At 72.3% G+C, this 14,465-nt stretch carries 11 protein-coding genes; 7 read left to right on the top strand and 4 right to left on the bottom strand.

Going from position 1 to position 14,465, the window contains the following annotated elements:
* The first annotated feature begins 5 nt into the window (after positions 1-5).
* The gene (locus tag J7E93_RS00715; protein WP_215065108.1) at positions 6-1,022 is read left to right on the top strand and encodes a phosphotransferase; all 1,017 of its coding nucleotides are present in this window, start codon (positions 6-8) and stop codon (positions 1,020-1,022) included.
* Between the two features lie 45 nt (positions 1,023-1,067).
* On the opposite strand, the gene J7E93_RS00710 is transcribed toward J7E93_RS00715, so the two are convergent.
* A complete protein-coding gene (locus J7E93_RS00710) occupies positions 1,068-2,720 on the bottom strand; it encodes a protein kinase (RefSeq protein ID WP_215065106.1) in 1,653 nt (550 codons plus the stop codon).
* Between the two features lie 272 nt (positions 2,721-2,992).
* On the opposite strand from J7E93_RS00710, the gene J7E93_RS00705 reads away from it, so the two are divergent.
* The 6 genes from J7E93_RS00705 to J7E93_RS00680 all read left to right on the top strand — a co-directional run bounded on the left by J7E93_RS00705 (position 2,993) and on the right by J7E93_RS00680 (position 11,054).
* Complete coding sequence (locus tag J7E93_RS00705; protein WP_215065104.1) at positions 2,993-4,618, top strand: protein kinase; 1,626 nt, start codon at positions 2,993-2,995, stop codon at positions 4,616-4,618.
* Between the two features lie 790 nt (positions 4,619-5,408).
* Positions 5,409-5,840 carry a hypothetical protein gene (locus J7E93_RS00700; protein ID WP_215065102.1) on the top strand — a complete coding sequence of 144 codons (432 nt, stop codon included), beginning with the start codon at positions 5,409-5,411 and terminating at the stop codon, positions 5,838-5,840.
* Between the two features lie 106 nt (positions 5,841-5,946).
* Positions 5,947-6,594, top strand: coding sequence for a PadR family transcriptional regulator (locus J7E93_RS00695; protein WP_251065839.1), 648 nt, complete (start codon positions 5,947-5,949; stop codon positions 6,592-6,594).
* A gap of 166 nt (positions 6,595-6,760) precedes the next feature.
* Positions 6,761-7,495, top strand: a complete 735-nt coding sequence (locus J7E93_RS00690; protein ID WP_215065100.1) for an ABC transporter ATP-binding protein — start codon at positions 6,761-6,763, stop codon at positions 7,493-7,495.
* Positions 7,492-10,347: an FtsX-like permease family protein gene (locus tag J7E93_RS00685; RefSeq protein ID WP_215065098.1), complete on the top strand. Its 2,856-nt coding sequence runs from the start codon at positions 7,492-7,494 to the stop codon at positions 10,345-10,347. The genes J7E93_RS00690 and J7E93_RS00685 overlap by 4 nt, the downstream gene beginning before the upstream one ends.
* Positions 10,348-10,508: 161 nt before the next feature.
* A complete protein-coding gene (locus J7E93_RS00680; protein WP_215065096.1) occupies positions 10,509-11,054 on the top strand; it encodes a bacterial proteasome activator family protein in 546 nt (181 codons plus the stop codon).
* Between the two features lie 73 nt (positions 11,055-11,127).
* Here J7E93_RS00680 and J7E93_RS00675 read toward each other — a convergent pair whose 3' ends face one another.
* The 3 genes from J7E93_RS00675 to J7E93_RS00665 form a co-directional block, all read right to left on the bottom strand.
* Positions 11,128-12,114 carry an NAD(P)H-quinone oxidoreductase gene (locus J7E93_RS00675; RefSeq protein WP_215065094.1) on the bottom strand — a complete coding sequence of 329 codons (987 nt, stop codon included), beginning with the start codon at positions 12,112-12,114 and terminating at the stop codon, positions 11,128-11,130.
* Between the two features lie 10 nt (positions 12,115-12,124).
* Positions 12,125-13,216, bottom strand: coding sequence for a TrkA family potassium uptake protein (locus J7E93_RS00670; protein ID WP_215065092.1), 1,092 nt, complete (start codon positions 13,214-13,216; stop codon positions 12,125-12,127).
* Positions 13,204-14,465, bottom strand: a 1,262-nt coding sequence (locus J7E93_RS00665) for a molybdopterin molybdotransferase MoeA (RefSeq protein WP_215065091.1), incomplete at its 5' end; no start/stop codon positions are given. The genes J7E93_RS00670 and J7E93_RS00665, both read right to left, overlap by 13 nt.

Raw genomic sequence — 14,465 nt, 5'->3', positions numbered from 1 at the left:
GGGGAGTGCCGCGCTCATCTGAAACGCTCGCCCCTCCCGTCGGTGCTCTGCTGCGCCGCTACCGAGACGCCGGCGAGCCGCTCTCCTGCGAACCCGTCAGCCAGGGCCTCCTCAACCGCGGCTACCGCCTCGCCACCACCCGTGGCGCCTACTTCCTCAAGCAGCACCTCGACGCCCCGACCGCCGACCGGGACACCATCAGCCGCCAGCACCGCGCCACGCACCGCCTGCACGCCCTCGGCCTGCCCGTCGCGCCCCCGATCGCCGACGTCACCGGCCGTACGGTCGCCGTCATCGGCGGACGCTGCTACGCCCTGCATCCCTGGGTCGACGGCAGCCACCGCGACGGCGCCCAGCTCTCCACCGGAGGCTCCCGGCGTCTGGGCACCCTCCTCGGACACGTCCACACCTGCCTGGAGCAGGTCATGGAGTGCGCGCCGCCCGGCGAGGAGTACGAGAGCGCCCGCCCCGAGGACACCTTCCGGGTCATCGACGAACTCCTCCGCCTGGTCCGCGCCGGCCGCCCCCGCACCTGCTTCGACGAGCTCGCCGAGCACCGGCTGCTCGAACGCCGGGGACTCCTCGCCGAACACGCCCACCGCCGTCCGCCGCCCGCCGCCGCGGCCGGCTGGGTGCACGGCGACTTCCACCCACTGAACCTGCTCTACCGGGGCGCGGAGCCGGCCGCGATCCTCGACTGGGACCGCCTCGGCGTCCAGCCCCGGGCCGAGGAGACGGTCAGGGCCGCCGCCATCTTCTTCGTACGGCCGGCGGGCGAGCTGGCGCTGGGGAAGGTACGGGCCTACGCGCGGGCCTACCGGCGGGCGGCCGGGGCGGACGGGGCCGAGCTGGCGGCCGCGGTGCACCGGGTGTGGTGGGAGCGGCTCAACGACTTCTGGATACTGCGCTGGCGCTATCAGCTCCACGACCGAAGGGCCGACCCGCAGTTCCCCGCGGCGTCAGCCCTGGCGGTGTGGTGGACGCGCGAGTACGAGGCGGTACGGGACGCGTTCGCGGGGTGAGCAGGGCGATGCCGCCGGCCGTCGGCGCCGGCGGCGGCGGCGGTGTCAGCCGCCGGTGCCGCCGTCGGTGACACCCGTGGTCGTACCCGTGTTGGTGCTGCCCGTCGTCGTACCCGCGTTCGTGTTACCGGTCGTCGTCCCGGTGTTCGTGCTGCCCTCCGTGGACCCCTGGGTGGTGCCCTGCGTGGACCCCTCGGAGGTGTTGCCCTCCGTGGTCCCCTCGGTCGTCCCCTCCGTGGTCCCCTCGGTGTCCGTACCGCCGTCGGCCGGATCGGTCGAGGGAGACGAGGGATCCGTCGACGGGGTGCTCGGGGACGACGGCGTGTACGAGGGCCTGTACGTCGGTGTCCGGGTCTCCTGGTTGCCGCCCGTGGAAGTGTCCGGCTCCTGCGTCTCCTGCGAGGGAGTCTGCGACGGCGTCGGCGAGTCCCCCGTCTTCGACGGGGAATCGGAGACGACCGGCGGCTTCTGCTCGGTGCCGCCGCCCTTCTGGCCGGCCTTGTCCAGGGCGTAGACCACGCCCGCCATGATGGCGATCAGCGCGAGGGCCACGAACAGCAGCAGCTTGCCGCGGCTGCCACTGCCACCCTTGCCGCCCTGGGAGCCGTAGCCGCCGTGCCCGCCGTCGTAGCCACCGTCGTCGGGGTTCATCTGGGGCAGGATGGGGCGCTGCGCGGTCTCGTGGTGCATCGGGTGCCCCATCACCGACGTCGCGGCGACGCCGCCGACGGGGGTGTGGCCGCCCTCGTGGACCTCCACCGGGCCGGTGCTCCACGTGCCGGTGTGCCCGCCCTGCTGCTGGAGCATCTGCAGGCCGTACTGGATCAGCCCGCGCATCTCCTCCGCGCTCTGGAACCGGTCGTCCGGGTCCTTCGCGAGCGAACGCATCACCAGACCGTCGAGCTCCGGAGGCGCCGCCTGGGCGACGTCCGACGGCGGAATCGGCGCGTCCTGCACGTGCTGGTAGACCACCGAGAGCGGGGTCTCACCCGTGAACGGCGGCCGCAGCGCAAGGAGTTCGTAGAGCAGACAGCCGGTGGCGTACAGGTCGGAGCGGTGGTCCACGGCCTTGCCGAGGGCCTGCTCGGGGGAGAGGTACTGCGGCGTGCCCATGACCATGCCGGTCTGCGTCATCGTCGACTGCGCGCCGTGCAGGGCGCGGGCGATGCCGAAGTCCATGACCTTCACCGCGCCGGAGTGCGTGATGATGACGTTCGCGGGCTTGATGTCACGGTGCACGATGCCGTGCTGGTGGGAGTACGCGAGCGCTTCGAGGACGCCCGAGACGATGATCAGGGCCTGCTCGGGGCCCGGCGCCTCGGCGCTGATCAGCAGTTCGCGGATGGTGCGGCCCTCGACCAGCTCCATCACGATGTACGGGACGGACTGGCTTCCGACGACGTCCTCGCCGGAGTCGTACACCGCCACGATGGCATGGTGGTTGAGGCCGGCGACCGACTGCGCCTCACGTGTGAAACGGGCCTTGGACACCGGGTCCTCGGCGAGGTCGGAGCGGAGCAGCTTGACGGCCACCGTGCGGCCGAGCCGCACGTCCTCGGCGGCGAACACCTCGGCCATGCCGCCGCGCCCCAGACGGTGGGTCAGCCGGTAGCGGCCGTCACCGACCACTCCGCCAACGCCCCAGGACTCCGCAGCAGCGCCCGACACACCGCCGCCTGCCTCGGATTCGGGTGCCATCAGTCCTCGCCGTCATCTGTACTCGCGTGTCTTCCCGTACCGCCGTCACGCTACAGGCTTCGTCCGACAGCACGGTCCGAGATGGACCGGCCATCCAACCCCGTCCGCGTACGCCGGTGCAAATTTCCGCCCGTTCCTGTAACGCTTCCGAGACGCTTCTTGCGCGGAGGGTCACGGAACGGGCACCCGGCTTGACGTGTCGGTGCCCTGGGGCAGACTTGGCCAGGAAATTTCGGATCAGCGCCGCCACGCGCGCGTAGGGGGAAGCACGAATGAGCCAGGACGGCGCACAGGGCCGCTATGCGGGCGGTTCGGTCGCGGGCGGCCGGTACCAGCTTCGCGACCTGCTCGGCGAGGGCGGTATGGCCTCCGTCTACCTGGCCTACGACAGCGCCCTGGACCGGCAGGTCGCCATCAAGACGCTGCACACGGAACTCGGCCGGGAACAGTCGTTCCGCGAGCGGTTCCGTCGTGAGGCACAGGCTGTCGCGAAACTGTCGCACACCAACATCGTGTCGGTCTTCGACACCGGCGAGGACACCCTCGACGGCGCCGTCATGCCGTACATCGTCATGGAGTACGTCGAGGGCCAGCCGCTCGGCTCGGTCCTGGCCTCCGACGTACGGCAGTTCGGCGCGATGCCCGCGGACAAGGCGCTCAAGGTGACGGCCGACGTGCTGGCCGCGCTGGAGACCAGCCACGAAATGGGCCTGGTCCACCGGGACATCAAGCCCGGCAACGTGATGATGACCAAGCGCGGTGTGGTCAAGGTGATGGACTTCGGCATCGCGCGCGCCATGCAGTCCGGTGTCACCTCGATGACCCAGACCGGCATGGTCGTCGGCACCCCGCAGTACCTCTCCCCCGAGCAGGCCCTCGGCCGCGGTGTGGACGCCCGCTCCGACCTGTACTCGGTCGGCATCATGCTCTTCCAGCTCCTCACCGGCCGTCTGCCCTTCGACGCGGACTCGCCGCTGGCCATCGCGTACGCCCACGTACAGGAGGAGCCGGTCGCTCCGTCCTCCGTCAACCGCTCGGTGACCCCGGCCATGGACGCGCTCGTCGCCCGCGCGCTGAAGAAGAACCCGAACGAGCGTTTCCCGAGCGCCGCGGCGATGCGGGACGAGTGCCTGCGGGTCCTGTCCGCGGGCCAGACGGGCGCGCCGATGATCGTGGCGGGCGGTCCGGTCAGCAGCGGTTCCGGCGTCGGTTCGGCGGTCTTCCCGCCGGTCGGTCAGACCCCGCCGCCCTCGGCGCACGGTGTCCAGCAGCCGTACCAGGCGCCGACGCCCCAGCCGGGCCCGTACGGTCCCGCCACGCCGGCCCCCGCGCCCGCCTACGGGTACCCGCAGCAGGCGCCCACGCCGGCTCCGATGTACCAGACGCCCGCTCCGGGGCCGTACACGATGTCGCCGCAGCCCCCGGCGTCGCCCGCGAGCGGTGGCTCCGGCGGATCCCGGCGGAACATGCCGATGATCGTGGGCGCGATCGTCGTGGCGCTGGTCGCCATCGGTGTCGTCACGGCGATCTCCCTGAACAAGGAGGAACCGAACACCAATGCGGGCGGTGACGACCCGAGCCAGAGCCAGACGGCGGCGCCGGGCCACAAGGGTCCCGACCTGTCCAAGACCATCGATCCGAAGAAGTGCACGGAGCCGAAGGAGTCGAGCGACGACCCGGCGAAGTTCGAGATCCCGAACTTCACGTACAAGAACATCCAGTCGGTGAAGGCCTGCATCCAGGCCGCGGGCTGGAAGATCATGACGCAGACGCCGGTGGACGAGGCGACGTACGGCGAGGGCACCGTCCTGGAGCAGTACCCGCCGGCGGGCGAGGACGCGACCACGGAGAACGCCGAGTTCACCCTCAAGGTCTCGACGGGCAACCCGCCGCAGTAGTCGGCCGCTCTCCCCTCTCCCCCCCTCACCCGCCCCTCCCGTCCGGGATGCCTGAAATGTCCCGGCATGTGACGCTGAGCTGCAACAGCTCGGCGGCTCGCTACGGGAGGCGGTCCCGGTGACTCCAGGACTCCGCTGCGCGCGGACGGGGGCTCTCGGCCCGGTGTTCGCGTGCTGGCTGGTGATGGGTGCCGTACCGGCGGCGGACGGGGCCGAGAGAGGGCCGACACCGCACCCTTCGGTCTCGGCGGAGGCTCCTGGGAAGGCCTCGGGGACGGCTCCGGTCAAGGCGCCGACGACGAACGCTTCCCCGAAAGCTTCGCCGACGGCTTCGGCCGAGGCGCCCCTGACGCAGGCTTCCCCAAAGGCTTCGGCCAAAGCGGCCCTGACGCAGGCTTCCCCTAAGGCTTCGGCCAAGGCGCCCCTGACGAAGGCTTCGCCGAAAGCCCCCGGGAAGGCCTCGGGGAAGGCCTCGGGGACGGCCCCGGGGAAGACGTCAGGGAAGGCGCCGGGAAGGGCTCCGGCGACGGCGGCGCGCCCGTCACCGCACGGCCAGTACGGCCCGCACGGCTCGCACCGTCCGCATGACTCCCACTCGCCCGTGGCGAGCCGCCCGGCCGGGGCGGCCGGCCCCTCCGGATCAGGGCACCCCTCCGGGCACCCCTCCGGATCAGCGGGGCCCTCCGGATCAGCGGGGCCCTCGGCCTCGCCCGGCTCGGACAGTTCCTCGGCGGCGTCCGGCGGGGTCGGCTCCTCGGCGGCGTCCGGATGGGCCTCGGCGACGAGTGCGGTGGCCGCCTCCGCCCCGGCCGACGAGACCCCCGGCCCCGGTCCTGTCGGGTCCCTGGCCGGTCGCCCGGCCGGGGAGGGGCGCGAGCGCCCCGGCCGCCCGGTCTGGCCCTCCGCGGACGAGGTGAGCGAGCCGGGGGAGCCCAGCGCCTCCGAGGAGTCGCCCAGCCCCTCACGTACCAAAACAGCAACAGCCGACGCACCCCCGTGGGAGGCGGAGGCGCCGGGCGAGGCCCTCGAAGCGGTACCTGAGGCGGAGGCCTCGCCTTCCGAGCCGCCCGGCGCGACCGCGCCCGCCGCCGCTCCCCGGCTCACCACCAAGGCCACCGGCACCCTCGCTGACCGGCAGGTTCCCGTGCTGACCCTGGGGGCGGGGCTCGCGATGGTGGGGCTCGGTATCGGTTTTCTCGGGGTCCGGTTGCGTCGCCGCTGAGCGCTCCCCGTCCCCCGGACGCGCCTCACGTCCCCCTTGAGACGGACCCACAGGTTCCCCCGGAGGTCGCTTGTCGGCGCCGACATACTCGGTATACATACTGAGTATGTCGATCCGCCACGGGCTTCTCGCCCTCCTCGAACGCGGTCCGCGCTACGGCTCGCAGCTCCGTACGGAGTTCGAGACCCGCACGGGCTCCACGTGGCCCCTCAACGTCGGCCAGGTCTACACGACCCTCAACCGTCTCGAACGGGACGGCATGGTCGAGCAGGGCGGCGCGGACGAAGCCGGCCACGCGCTCTACGCGATCACCGACAGCGGTCGCGAGGAGCTCAGGAACTGGTTCGAGAAGCCCGTCGACCGCACCAGCCCGGCCCGTGACGAGCTCGCCATCAAGCTCGCCATGGCCGTCGGGGCGCCCGGCGTCGACATCCGCGCCGTCATCCAGTCGCAGCGCCACCACACCGTGAAGGCGATGCAGGACTACACCCGGCTCAAGGCCCAGGCGATCACCGCCCTCGAGAGCGGCCCGTCCCGGGAACGCGACGACGTGGCCTGGCTGCTCGTCCTGGAGCAGCTGATCTTCCAGACCGAGGCCGAGGCCCGCTGGCTCGACCACTGCGAGTCCCGGCTGATCCGGCTCTCGACGACGGCGCCCGGCGCCGGGGGTACGCCCGGCCCGTCCGGCGACACCCGGCCGGCCGCAACCGCCGTCCCACCCACCCAGGACGTGCGTCCGGCACCGCTGCGCTGACCCCGCGGCCCTGCCCCGGCCCCGGGCACCACGCTCCGCGCCCCGGGGCCCGGGGCCCGCACGTCCCGCACCCCACCCCATGTCCCGTACCACCTCTTCAACCGCTCCGTACCCGGCCGTCCGTCACCCGGTCGTTCGTCGGCGTACGCCTTAGGGGGACTCCTCCATGTCCACACAGCAGCCCGTGCTGCAACTGCAGAACCTGACCCGCGTCCACGGCTCCGGCGCCACCGAGGTGCACGCCCTGCGCGGTATCGACCTCGACGTGTTCCCCGGTGAACTCGTCGCCGTCATGGGCCCCTCCGGCTCCGGCAAGTCCACCCTGCTCACCATCGCGGGCGGCCTGGACACCCCCACCTCCGGGCGGGTCATCGTCGAGAACACCGACATCACCACCGCCGACCGCAAGGCGCTCGCCGCCCTGCGCCGCCGCAGCATCGGGTACGTCTTCCAGGACTACAACCTGATCCCCGCGCTCACCGCCGCCGAGAACGTCGCCCTTCCCCGAGAGCTGGACGGCACCTCCGCACGCAAGGCACGCGGCGAGGCCCTCGCCGCCCTCCAGGAGATGGAGCTCGGCCACCTCGCCGACCGCTTCCCCGACGAGATGTCCGGCGGCCAGCAGCAGCGGGTGGCCATAGCCCGCGCCCTGGTCGGCGACCGTCGCCTCGTCCTGGCCGACGAGCCCACCGGGGCCCTGGACTCCGAGACCGGCGAGTCCGTCCTCGCCCTGCTGCGCAGCCGCTGTGACGCCGGCGCCGCGGGCGTCCTGGTCACCCACGAGCCGCGGTTCGCCGCCTGGGCCGACCGCGTCGTCTTCCTGCGGGACGGCGCCGTCGTCGACCAGACCGTCCGCAGCGAGGCCGACTCGCTCCTGTCCGGCCAGGCGGCCGAACGGTGAACAACTGGTTCCACTCCTGGCGCGTCGCGATCCGCATCGCCCGCCGTGACGCCTGGCGCTACAAGGGCCGCAGCTTCCTGGTCCTCGCCATGATCGCCCTGCCCATCCTGGGCGTCAGCGCCGCCGACCTGACCGTGCGCAGCTCCGAGCTCTCCACCGAGGAGAAGCTGGACCGGACGATCGGCGCCGCCGACGCCCGCTTCGACGACGCCGCCGTGGCCGGGGTGCCGATCCTCCAGGCACCCGACGGCGAGATGCACACCCCCGCCGAGGACTACGGGGACAAGATCTGGCCCAGCGGTCCGACCGATGTCACCAAGACCTTCCCGGCCGGCGCCGTCGTCCTGACCGACAGCACCGGAAACGCCAAGCTCACCACCGTCCACGGGCTGCTCCAGACCGAGGTCCGTGAGCTCAAGGCGGCCGACCCGATCGCCCGGGGCATCATGACCCTCCTGGAGGGCCGCTTCCCGGAGAAGGCGGACGAGGTCGCCGCCACCACGAGCTTCCTGGAGAGCAGCGGTCTGGGAGTCGGCTCCACCCTCTCCGCCCGCGGCTACGACCGCACGTACCGCATCGTCGGCTCCTACGAGCTCCCCGACGATCTGACGGCCAACCAGGTCAACGCCCTGCCGGGCGCCTTCCTCGCCCCGTACGCGAAGGCCCTGGAGAAGGCCGGGCTGAGCCTGCCCGGGACCTCCACCAGCTATCTGGTGAAGACGCCCGGTGGTTTCACGTGGAACACCGTCCAGAAGATCAACACCAAGGGTGTGGTGGTCACCTCGCGTGCCGTCCTCCTGGACCCGCCCGCCGACTCCGAGGTCCCGCTCTACCAGAAGGACGGCTGGGGCGACTTCCGGACCAGCGCGGGCGCCCAGGCCGCGGAACTCGCCGCCCTCGGCACCGTCGTCGGGCTCGCGATGCTGGAGATCTGCCTCCTTGCCGGGCCCGCGTTCGCCGTCGGCGCCCGCCGCTCGCGCCGCCAGCTGGGACTCGTCGGAGCCAACGGCGGAGACCGGCGCCACATCCGCGCCATCGTGCTGAGCGGCGGGCTCGTCATCGGCGTCGCCGCGGCCGTCACCGGCACCGTCCTCGCCCTGATCCTCACCTTCGCCCTGCAGCCGCTCCTCGAAGACGCCCTGGGACAGCGGTTCGGCGCCTTCGACATCCGCCCGCTGGAACTGCTGGGCATCGCCCTGCTCGCCGTGCTGACCGGAGTGATGGCCGCGATCGTCCCGGCCGTCACCTCCTCCCGGCAGACCGTCCTGGCCTCGCTCACCGGCCGTCGGGGTGTCCGCCGCAGCAGTCGCGTACTGCCCCTGGTCGGCCTCGGCGCCCTGCTCCTGGGCGGCGCGATCGCGCTCTACGGGTCGATGGTCTCCGACCAGTTCGTCATCGTCGCGGGCGGCAGCGCCATCGCCGAGCTCGGCGTGGTCGCCATGACCCCCGCCCTCGTCGGGCTCTTCGGCCGCACCGGCCGGTGGCTGCCGCTCTCTCCCCGGCTCGCCCTGCGCGACGCCGTGCGCAACCGGGGCCGTACGGCACCCGCCGTCGCCGCGGTGCTCGCCGCGGTCGCCGGAACCGTCGCCGTCTCCACGTACGCGGCGAGCAGCGACGCCCAGGCGGAGGCCGAGTACCAGGCACGCCTGCCGCACGGCGCCGTCTCCGCCCTCGTCATGGAGGAGGGCGGCCGGGACGCCTCCGCGGTCCGTGAGGCCGTGCAGCGTCTGCTTCCCGTCGACACCCGTGCCGAGGTGAGCCGCATCCAGGTCGGCAAGCCCAGCTGCTCCCCCTACGGTGAGGGCGCCGGCTGCGGCCGCTTCGAGATCGTCATTCCCCCCGCCAACGAGTGCCCGCTGTGGGGCCCGTCCGTCGACGGCGAGGACCCCTCGGAGAAGTTCTCCAAGGAGGAGCGGCGCAAGCTCGCCGAGGACTGGCGCTGCAAGACGAACGACAGCGGCGGCATCTACGTGGACGGCGGACTGCTCGTCGGCGACGCGAAGCTCCTGAAGGTCCTCGGCATCAAGGACCCTGGCGCCGAGAAAGCCCTGGCCGAGGGCAAGATCGTCTCCTTCGCCAAGACGCAGGTCGACCGGAGCGGCAAGGTCTCCCTCAAGGTCATCACCGACATGGAGAAGGCCCAGAAGGCCGAGCAGGAGGGCAAGCCGGCCCCCGGGACCATCACCTCCCTCCCGGCCTACCAGACGCCCGGCGACACGACGTCGTACGGCATGCAGGCGCTCATCACCCCGGCCGCGGCCAAGGCCGCCGGTCTCTCCACGGTGCCGCTCGGCTCGTTCTACTCCACCGACCGCATGCCGAGCACCGAGCAGCGGCAGAAGCTGGACAGCGAGATCGCCAAGCTCGGCAGCGAGGTCGACCTCCATGTGGAGGAGGGTTTCGTCGGGGACAGCAGCATCGTGCTCCTCGCCCTGACCGTCTTCGCCGGTCTGGTCACCATCGGCGCCGCCGGTATCGCCACCGGCCTCGCGCAGGCGGATGCCGAGGCCGATCTCAAGACGCTCGCCGCCGTCGGAGCGCCGCCGCGGGTCCGCCGCACGCTCAGCGGCTTCCAGTGCGGGGTGGTGGCCGCGATGGGGGTGATCCTCGGGTCGGCGGCCGGCGTGCTGCCGGCGATCGGGCTCCGGCTCACCGAGGAACGCCAGCAGCTGCGCTTCTACCAGCAGAGCCTGGACGAGGGCTGGGGCATGCCCACCCCGCCGTACGTGCCCGTCGTCATCCCCTGGGAGACGCTGGCCGCCCTCCTGGTGCTCGTACCGCTCGGCGCCGCACTGCTCGCCGCCCTGGTGACGCGCTCGCGCGGCGCCCTGGCCCGCCGCGCCGCCGTCTGACGGCACCCCCGGCGGTCCGACGGCGACGTCGTTGCTGTCACACCGTTGCTCTGACGCCGCGGCTCCGACGTCGTTGCTGTTCCGTGCCCCTGTACGAGGGTGGATCACCCTCGTACAGGGGCACACCGTGTGGTGAGGCATGCGTGCGAGAGAATGGCGGCATGGAGATGCCGAGGAATGAACGGTCGCAGGAGAGCCCCCAGGTCCTCATCGTGGGACAGGACGGAATGGCGCTCGGCGGCACTCAGGGTGACGACGAATCCCGCGAGGTCCCGGTGACGGAAATGGTCGAGCAGCCTGCGAAGGTCATGCGCATCGGCAGCATGATCAAGCAGCTCCTGGAGGAAGTACGAGCGGCACCTCTCGACGAGGCCAGCCGGGTCAGGCTCAAAGGCATCCACGCCAGCTCCGTGAAGGAGCTGGAGGACGGGCTCGCGCCCGAGCTGGTCGAGGAACTGGAGCGTCTCTCCCTGCCGTTCACGGACGAGGCGATCCCCTCCGAGGCGGAACTGCGCATCGCCCAGGCACAGTTGGTCGGCTGGCTCGAGGGCCTCTTCCACGGCATCCAGACGGCGCTGTTCGCCCAGCAGATGGCGGCCCGCGCCCAGTTGGAACAGATGCGCCGGGCGCTCCCGCCGGGGGCGTCCCACGACGATGACGACGACCAGGGGCCCGGTCACGCGGTCCGCTCGGGCCCGTACCTGTAGGGATTCCCGATACGGAAGGGCCCGGCACACATGCTTGGGTGAGTGCGCCGGGCCCTTCCGTTCGTTGTCCGGGTCAGTCCTGCGGCGCGAGCAGCAGGACCTTGCCGACGTGACTGCCGGAGTCCAGCGCCCGGTGCGCCTCGGCCGCGTCCCGCATCGGCACCGTCCGGTCGACGACCGGGCGGATCGTGCCCGCGCCGATCAGCGGCCAGACGTGCTCGCGTACGGCGGCGACAATGGCCGTCTTCTCCTGCAGCGGGCGGGCGCGCAGGGTGGTCGCCGTGATCGCGGCACGCTTGGCGAGCAGCGCGCCGAGGTTCAACTCGCCCTTCACGCCGCCCTGCATACCGATGATCGCCAGACGCCCGTTGACCGCGAGGGCCTTCACATTGCGGTCCAGATACTTCGCGCCGACGATGTCGAGGATGACGTCCGCGCCCGCGCCGTCGGTCGCCTTGTGCAGCTCCTCGACGAAGTCCTGCGTGCGGTAGTCGATCAGAATGTCCGCGCCCAGTTCGGCGCAGCGCGCGAGCTTCTCGGGGCCGCCCGCGGTGACCGCGACCCGGGCGCCGACCGCCTTCGCGAGCTGGATCGCCATCGTGCCGATGCCGCTCGCACCGCCGTGCACCAGCAGCGTCTCGCCCGGCCGGAGGTGGGCGATCATGAACACGTTCGACCAGACCGTGCTGGTCACCTCCGGCAGTGCCGCGGCCGTGACGAGGTCCACCCCGTCCGGCACGGGAAGCACCTGGCCGACGGGAACGGCCACCTTCTGCGCGTAACCGCCGCCCACCAGCAGCGCGCACACCTCGTCGCCGACGGACCAGCCGGACACCCCCGGGCCGAGCGCGGCGATCCGGCCCGAGCATTCGAGCCCGGGGTACGGGGACGTACCGGGCGGCGGGTCGTAGAAGCCCTGCCGCTGGAGCAGATCGGCACGGTTGACGGCGCTGGCCACCACCTCGACGAGGACCTCGCCCTCGGCGGGCACGGGATCGGGCACCTCGGCCCAGACGAGGGCCTCGGGTCCGCCGGGTTCCGGAATCGTGATCGCATGCATGGCGGCGAGGCTACTCGGGCGGAGCCGTCAGCGGGGTGACGGGCGCCGCGCGCACGATCGTGATCACACGGTCCATCAACTGCAGCGGGCTGGCGGCCGGATCGTCGTAGCTGAGGAGCCGGTGCCCGCGCAGCACGCTCACCACCAGATCGTCGGTCTCCCGCACGCTCTTGCCCACCTCGGCCTTTATCACCGGCCGTTCCACCAGATCGAGCCCCGAGCCCTGCTGGATGAGGTCCTCCATCACCGTGCCCGCACTCGGGCTGAGCACGGAGAGTCCGAGCAGCCGTCCGGCCGCACTGGCGCTGGTGATGACGGCATCCGCCCCGGACTGACGCAGCAGCGGCGCGTTCTCCTCCTCGCGGACCGCAGCGACGATCTTCGCGCCCCGGTTGAGCTGCCGGGCGGTCAGGGTGACCAGGACGGCCGTGTCGTCGCGCTGGGTCGCGATGACGATCTGACGGGCCTTCTGCACCTCGGCCCGGATCAGCACGTCACTGCGCGTCGCATCACCGACCACCCCGACGAACCCGTCGGCGTTCGCCGTCTCGATCACCTTGCTCGAAGGGTCGACGATCACGATCTGCTCCTTGCGCAGCCCCGTCGCGCAGAGGGTCTGGATCGCGGAGCGGCCCTTGGTGCCGAAGCCGACGATGACGGTGTGGTCACGCAAGGTGGACCTCCAGCGGTTCAGCCGCCACTCCTCCCGGGTCCTTTCGGTGAGGACCTCGAGAGTGGTGCCGACCAGGATGATCAGGAACAGCACGCGCAACGGCGTGACCAGCAGGATGTTGACGAGCCGCGCCGAGTCGCTGTGCGGGACGATGTCGCCGTACCCCGTGGTGGAGAGGGTCACCGTCGCGTAGTAGGCGCAGTCGAGGAAGTCGAGGGTGCCGTCGGCGTTGTCGTGATAGCCCGAGCGGTCGAGGAAGACGATGACGGTCGTGAGGGCCAGCACCCCCAGGGCCATCAACAGCCTTTTGCCGACCTGCCACAGGGGCCGTTCGACGACCTGGCGGGGAAGCCGCACCCGGGAGGGGGAGACCTTCTCGTCCGCATGACGGGCCATCACGTCACGACTGGGAAGTTTCACGTGAAACATGCTCCTTGAGCGGCGCCCTGGGCCGGCGACACGGGCCAGGGAAGGTCGAGGATCTCCAGCACATCACCGGGCCGGGCGCCGCCGGGCGGGACGACGGCCATCCCGTCCGCCGCGGCGATACCGCGGAGCATCGCCGGACCGTTGTAGTGCAGGGGGACGACCTGATCACCTCGGTGGACGACCGGGACCAGCCGGGTGTCGTGGGGATGGCCGTGCACCTCGTCCCGTACGGGCGCACGGTACGGCGCGGGGGCGGGGGCTCCCGCCAGGGCGCGCAGCAGCGGCTCGGCCAGGGTGAGCAGCCCGGAGATCGCGGCGAGCGGGTTGCCGGGCAGGCCGACCAGATACCGGCCGCCTGCGAGGCGGGCGAGCAGCATCGGATGGCCGGGGCGGACCTTCACCCCGTCGACCAGCAGCTCGGCTCCCGCTTGGGCGAGGACGGGGTGGACGTGGTCGACGGGTCCCGCGGCCGTGCCCCCGGTGGTGATCACCAGATCCGCCGGGGAGCCGGTGACGGCGGCGCGCAGGGCGTCGGCGTCGTCGCCGATCCGGCGGGTGGCGAGTACGTCCGCGCCGAGCGTGTTCAGCCAGGGGCCGAGCATGGGGCCGAGCGCGTCGCGGATCAGTCCGTCGTGGGGGAGTCCGGCCGTCAGGAGCTCGTCCCCGAGGACCAGGATCTCCACGCGCGGGCGGGGAAGTGTGGGCAGCTCGTCGTAGCCGGCGGCCGCGGCGAGGCCGAGGACGGCCGGTGTCACCGGGGTTCCGGCGGGCAGCAACTGGTCCCCGGAGCGGCATTCCTGGCCCCGGGGACGGATGTCCTGACCGGGCACGACCACGCGCCGGGCGTGCAGATGACCGCCGGCGTCGGTACGGGCGTGCTCGCTGCGGACGACCGCGGTGGTCTCGGGCGGAACGCGGGCGCCGGTGGCGATCCGGACCGCCGTGCCGTCCTCCAGCGCGGCGGCGGGGCCATGCCCGGCGAGCACGGCTCCGTCGTCGCGGATCGCCCAGGGGCCGGGGCCCGCGACGGCCCAGCCGTCCATGGCCGAGGTGTCGAAGGACGGCAGATCGGTGAGCGCGCGCAGCGGCTCGGCGAGGACGTGACCGAGGGCCTGCCCGAGGGGAGTGGAGCGGTGACCGGGGCGGTGGGGGGCGTCGGCGGGGCCGGGGTGGGTGCGACCGGAACCGGGGGCGGGTTCGACGCGGCTGGGGTCGGGGCGGCCGGGGTCGGGGCGGCCGGGGTCGGGGC

The organism is Streptomyces sp. ISL-36, from assembly GCF_018614205.1.
Lineage (GTDB): Bacteria > Actinomycetota > Actinomycetes > Streptomycetales > Streptomycetaceae > Streptomyces.
The sequence above is the reverse complement of the archived record's forward strand: the minus strand, read 5'-3'. Positions and strand labels throughout refer to the sequence as shown.

Coding starts and splice junctions, on each gene's coding strand:
- J7E93_RS00710 (WP_215065106.1), bottom strand. CDS start 2,720: ATGGCACCCGAATCCGAGGCAGGCGGCGGTGTGTCGGGCGCTGCTGCG.
- J7E93_RS00705 (WP_215065104.1), top strand. CDS start 2,993: ATGAGCCAGGACGGCGCACAGGGCCGCTATGCGGGCGGTTCGGTCGCG.
- J7E93_RS00695 (WP_251065839.1), top strand. CDS start 5,947: ATGTCGATCCGCCACGGGCTTCTCGCCCTCCTCGAACGCGGTCCGCGC.
- J7E93_RS00690 (WP_215065100.1), top strand. CDS start 6,761: ATGTCCACACAGCAGCCCGTGCTGCAACTGCAGAACCTGACCCGCGTC.
- J7E93_RS00680 (WP_215065096.1), top strand. CDS start 10,509: ATGGAGATGCCGAGGAATGAACGGTCGCAGGAGAGCCCCCAGGTCCTC.
- J7E93_RS00675 (WP_215065094.1), bottom strand. CDS start 12,114: ATGCATGCGATCACGATTCCGGAACCCGGCGGACCCGAGGCCCTCGTC.
- J7E93_RS00670 (WP_215065092.1), bottom strand. CDS start 13,216: ATGTTTCACGTGAAACTTCCCAGTCGTGACGTGATGGCCCGTCATGCG.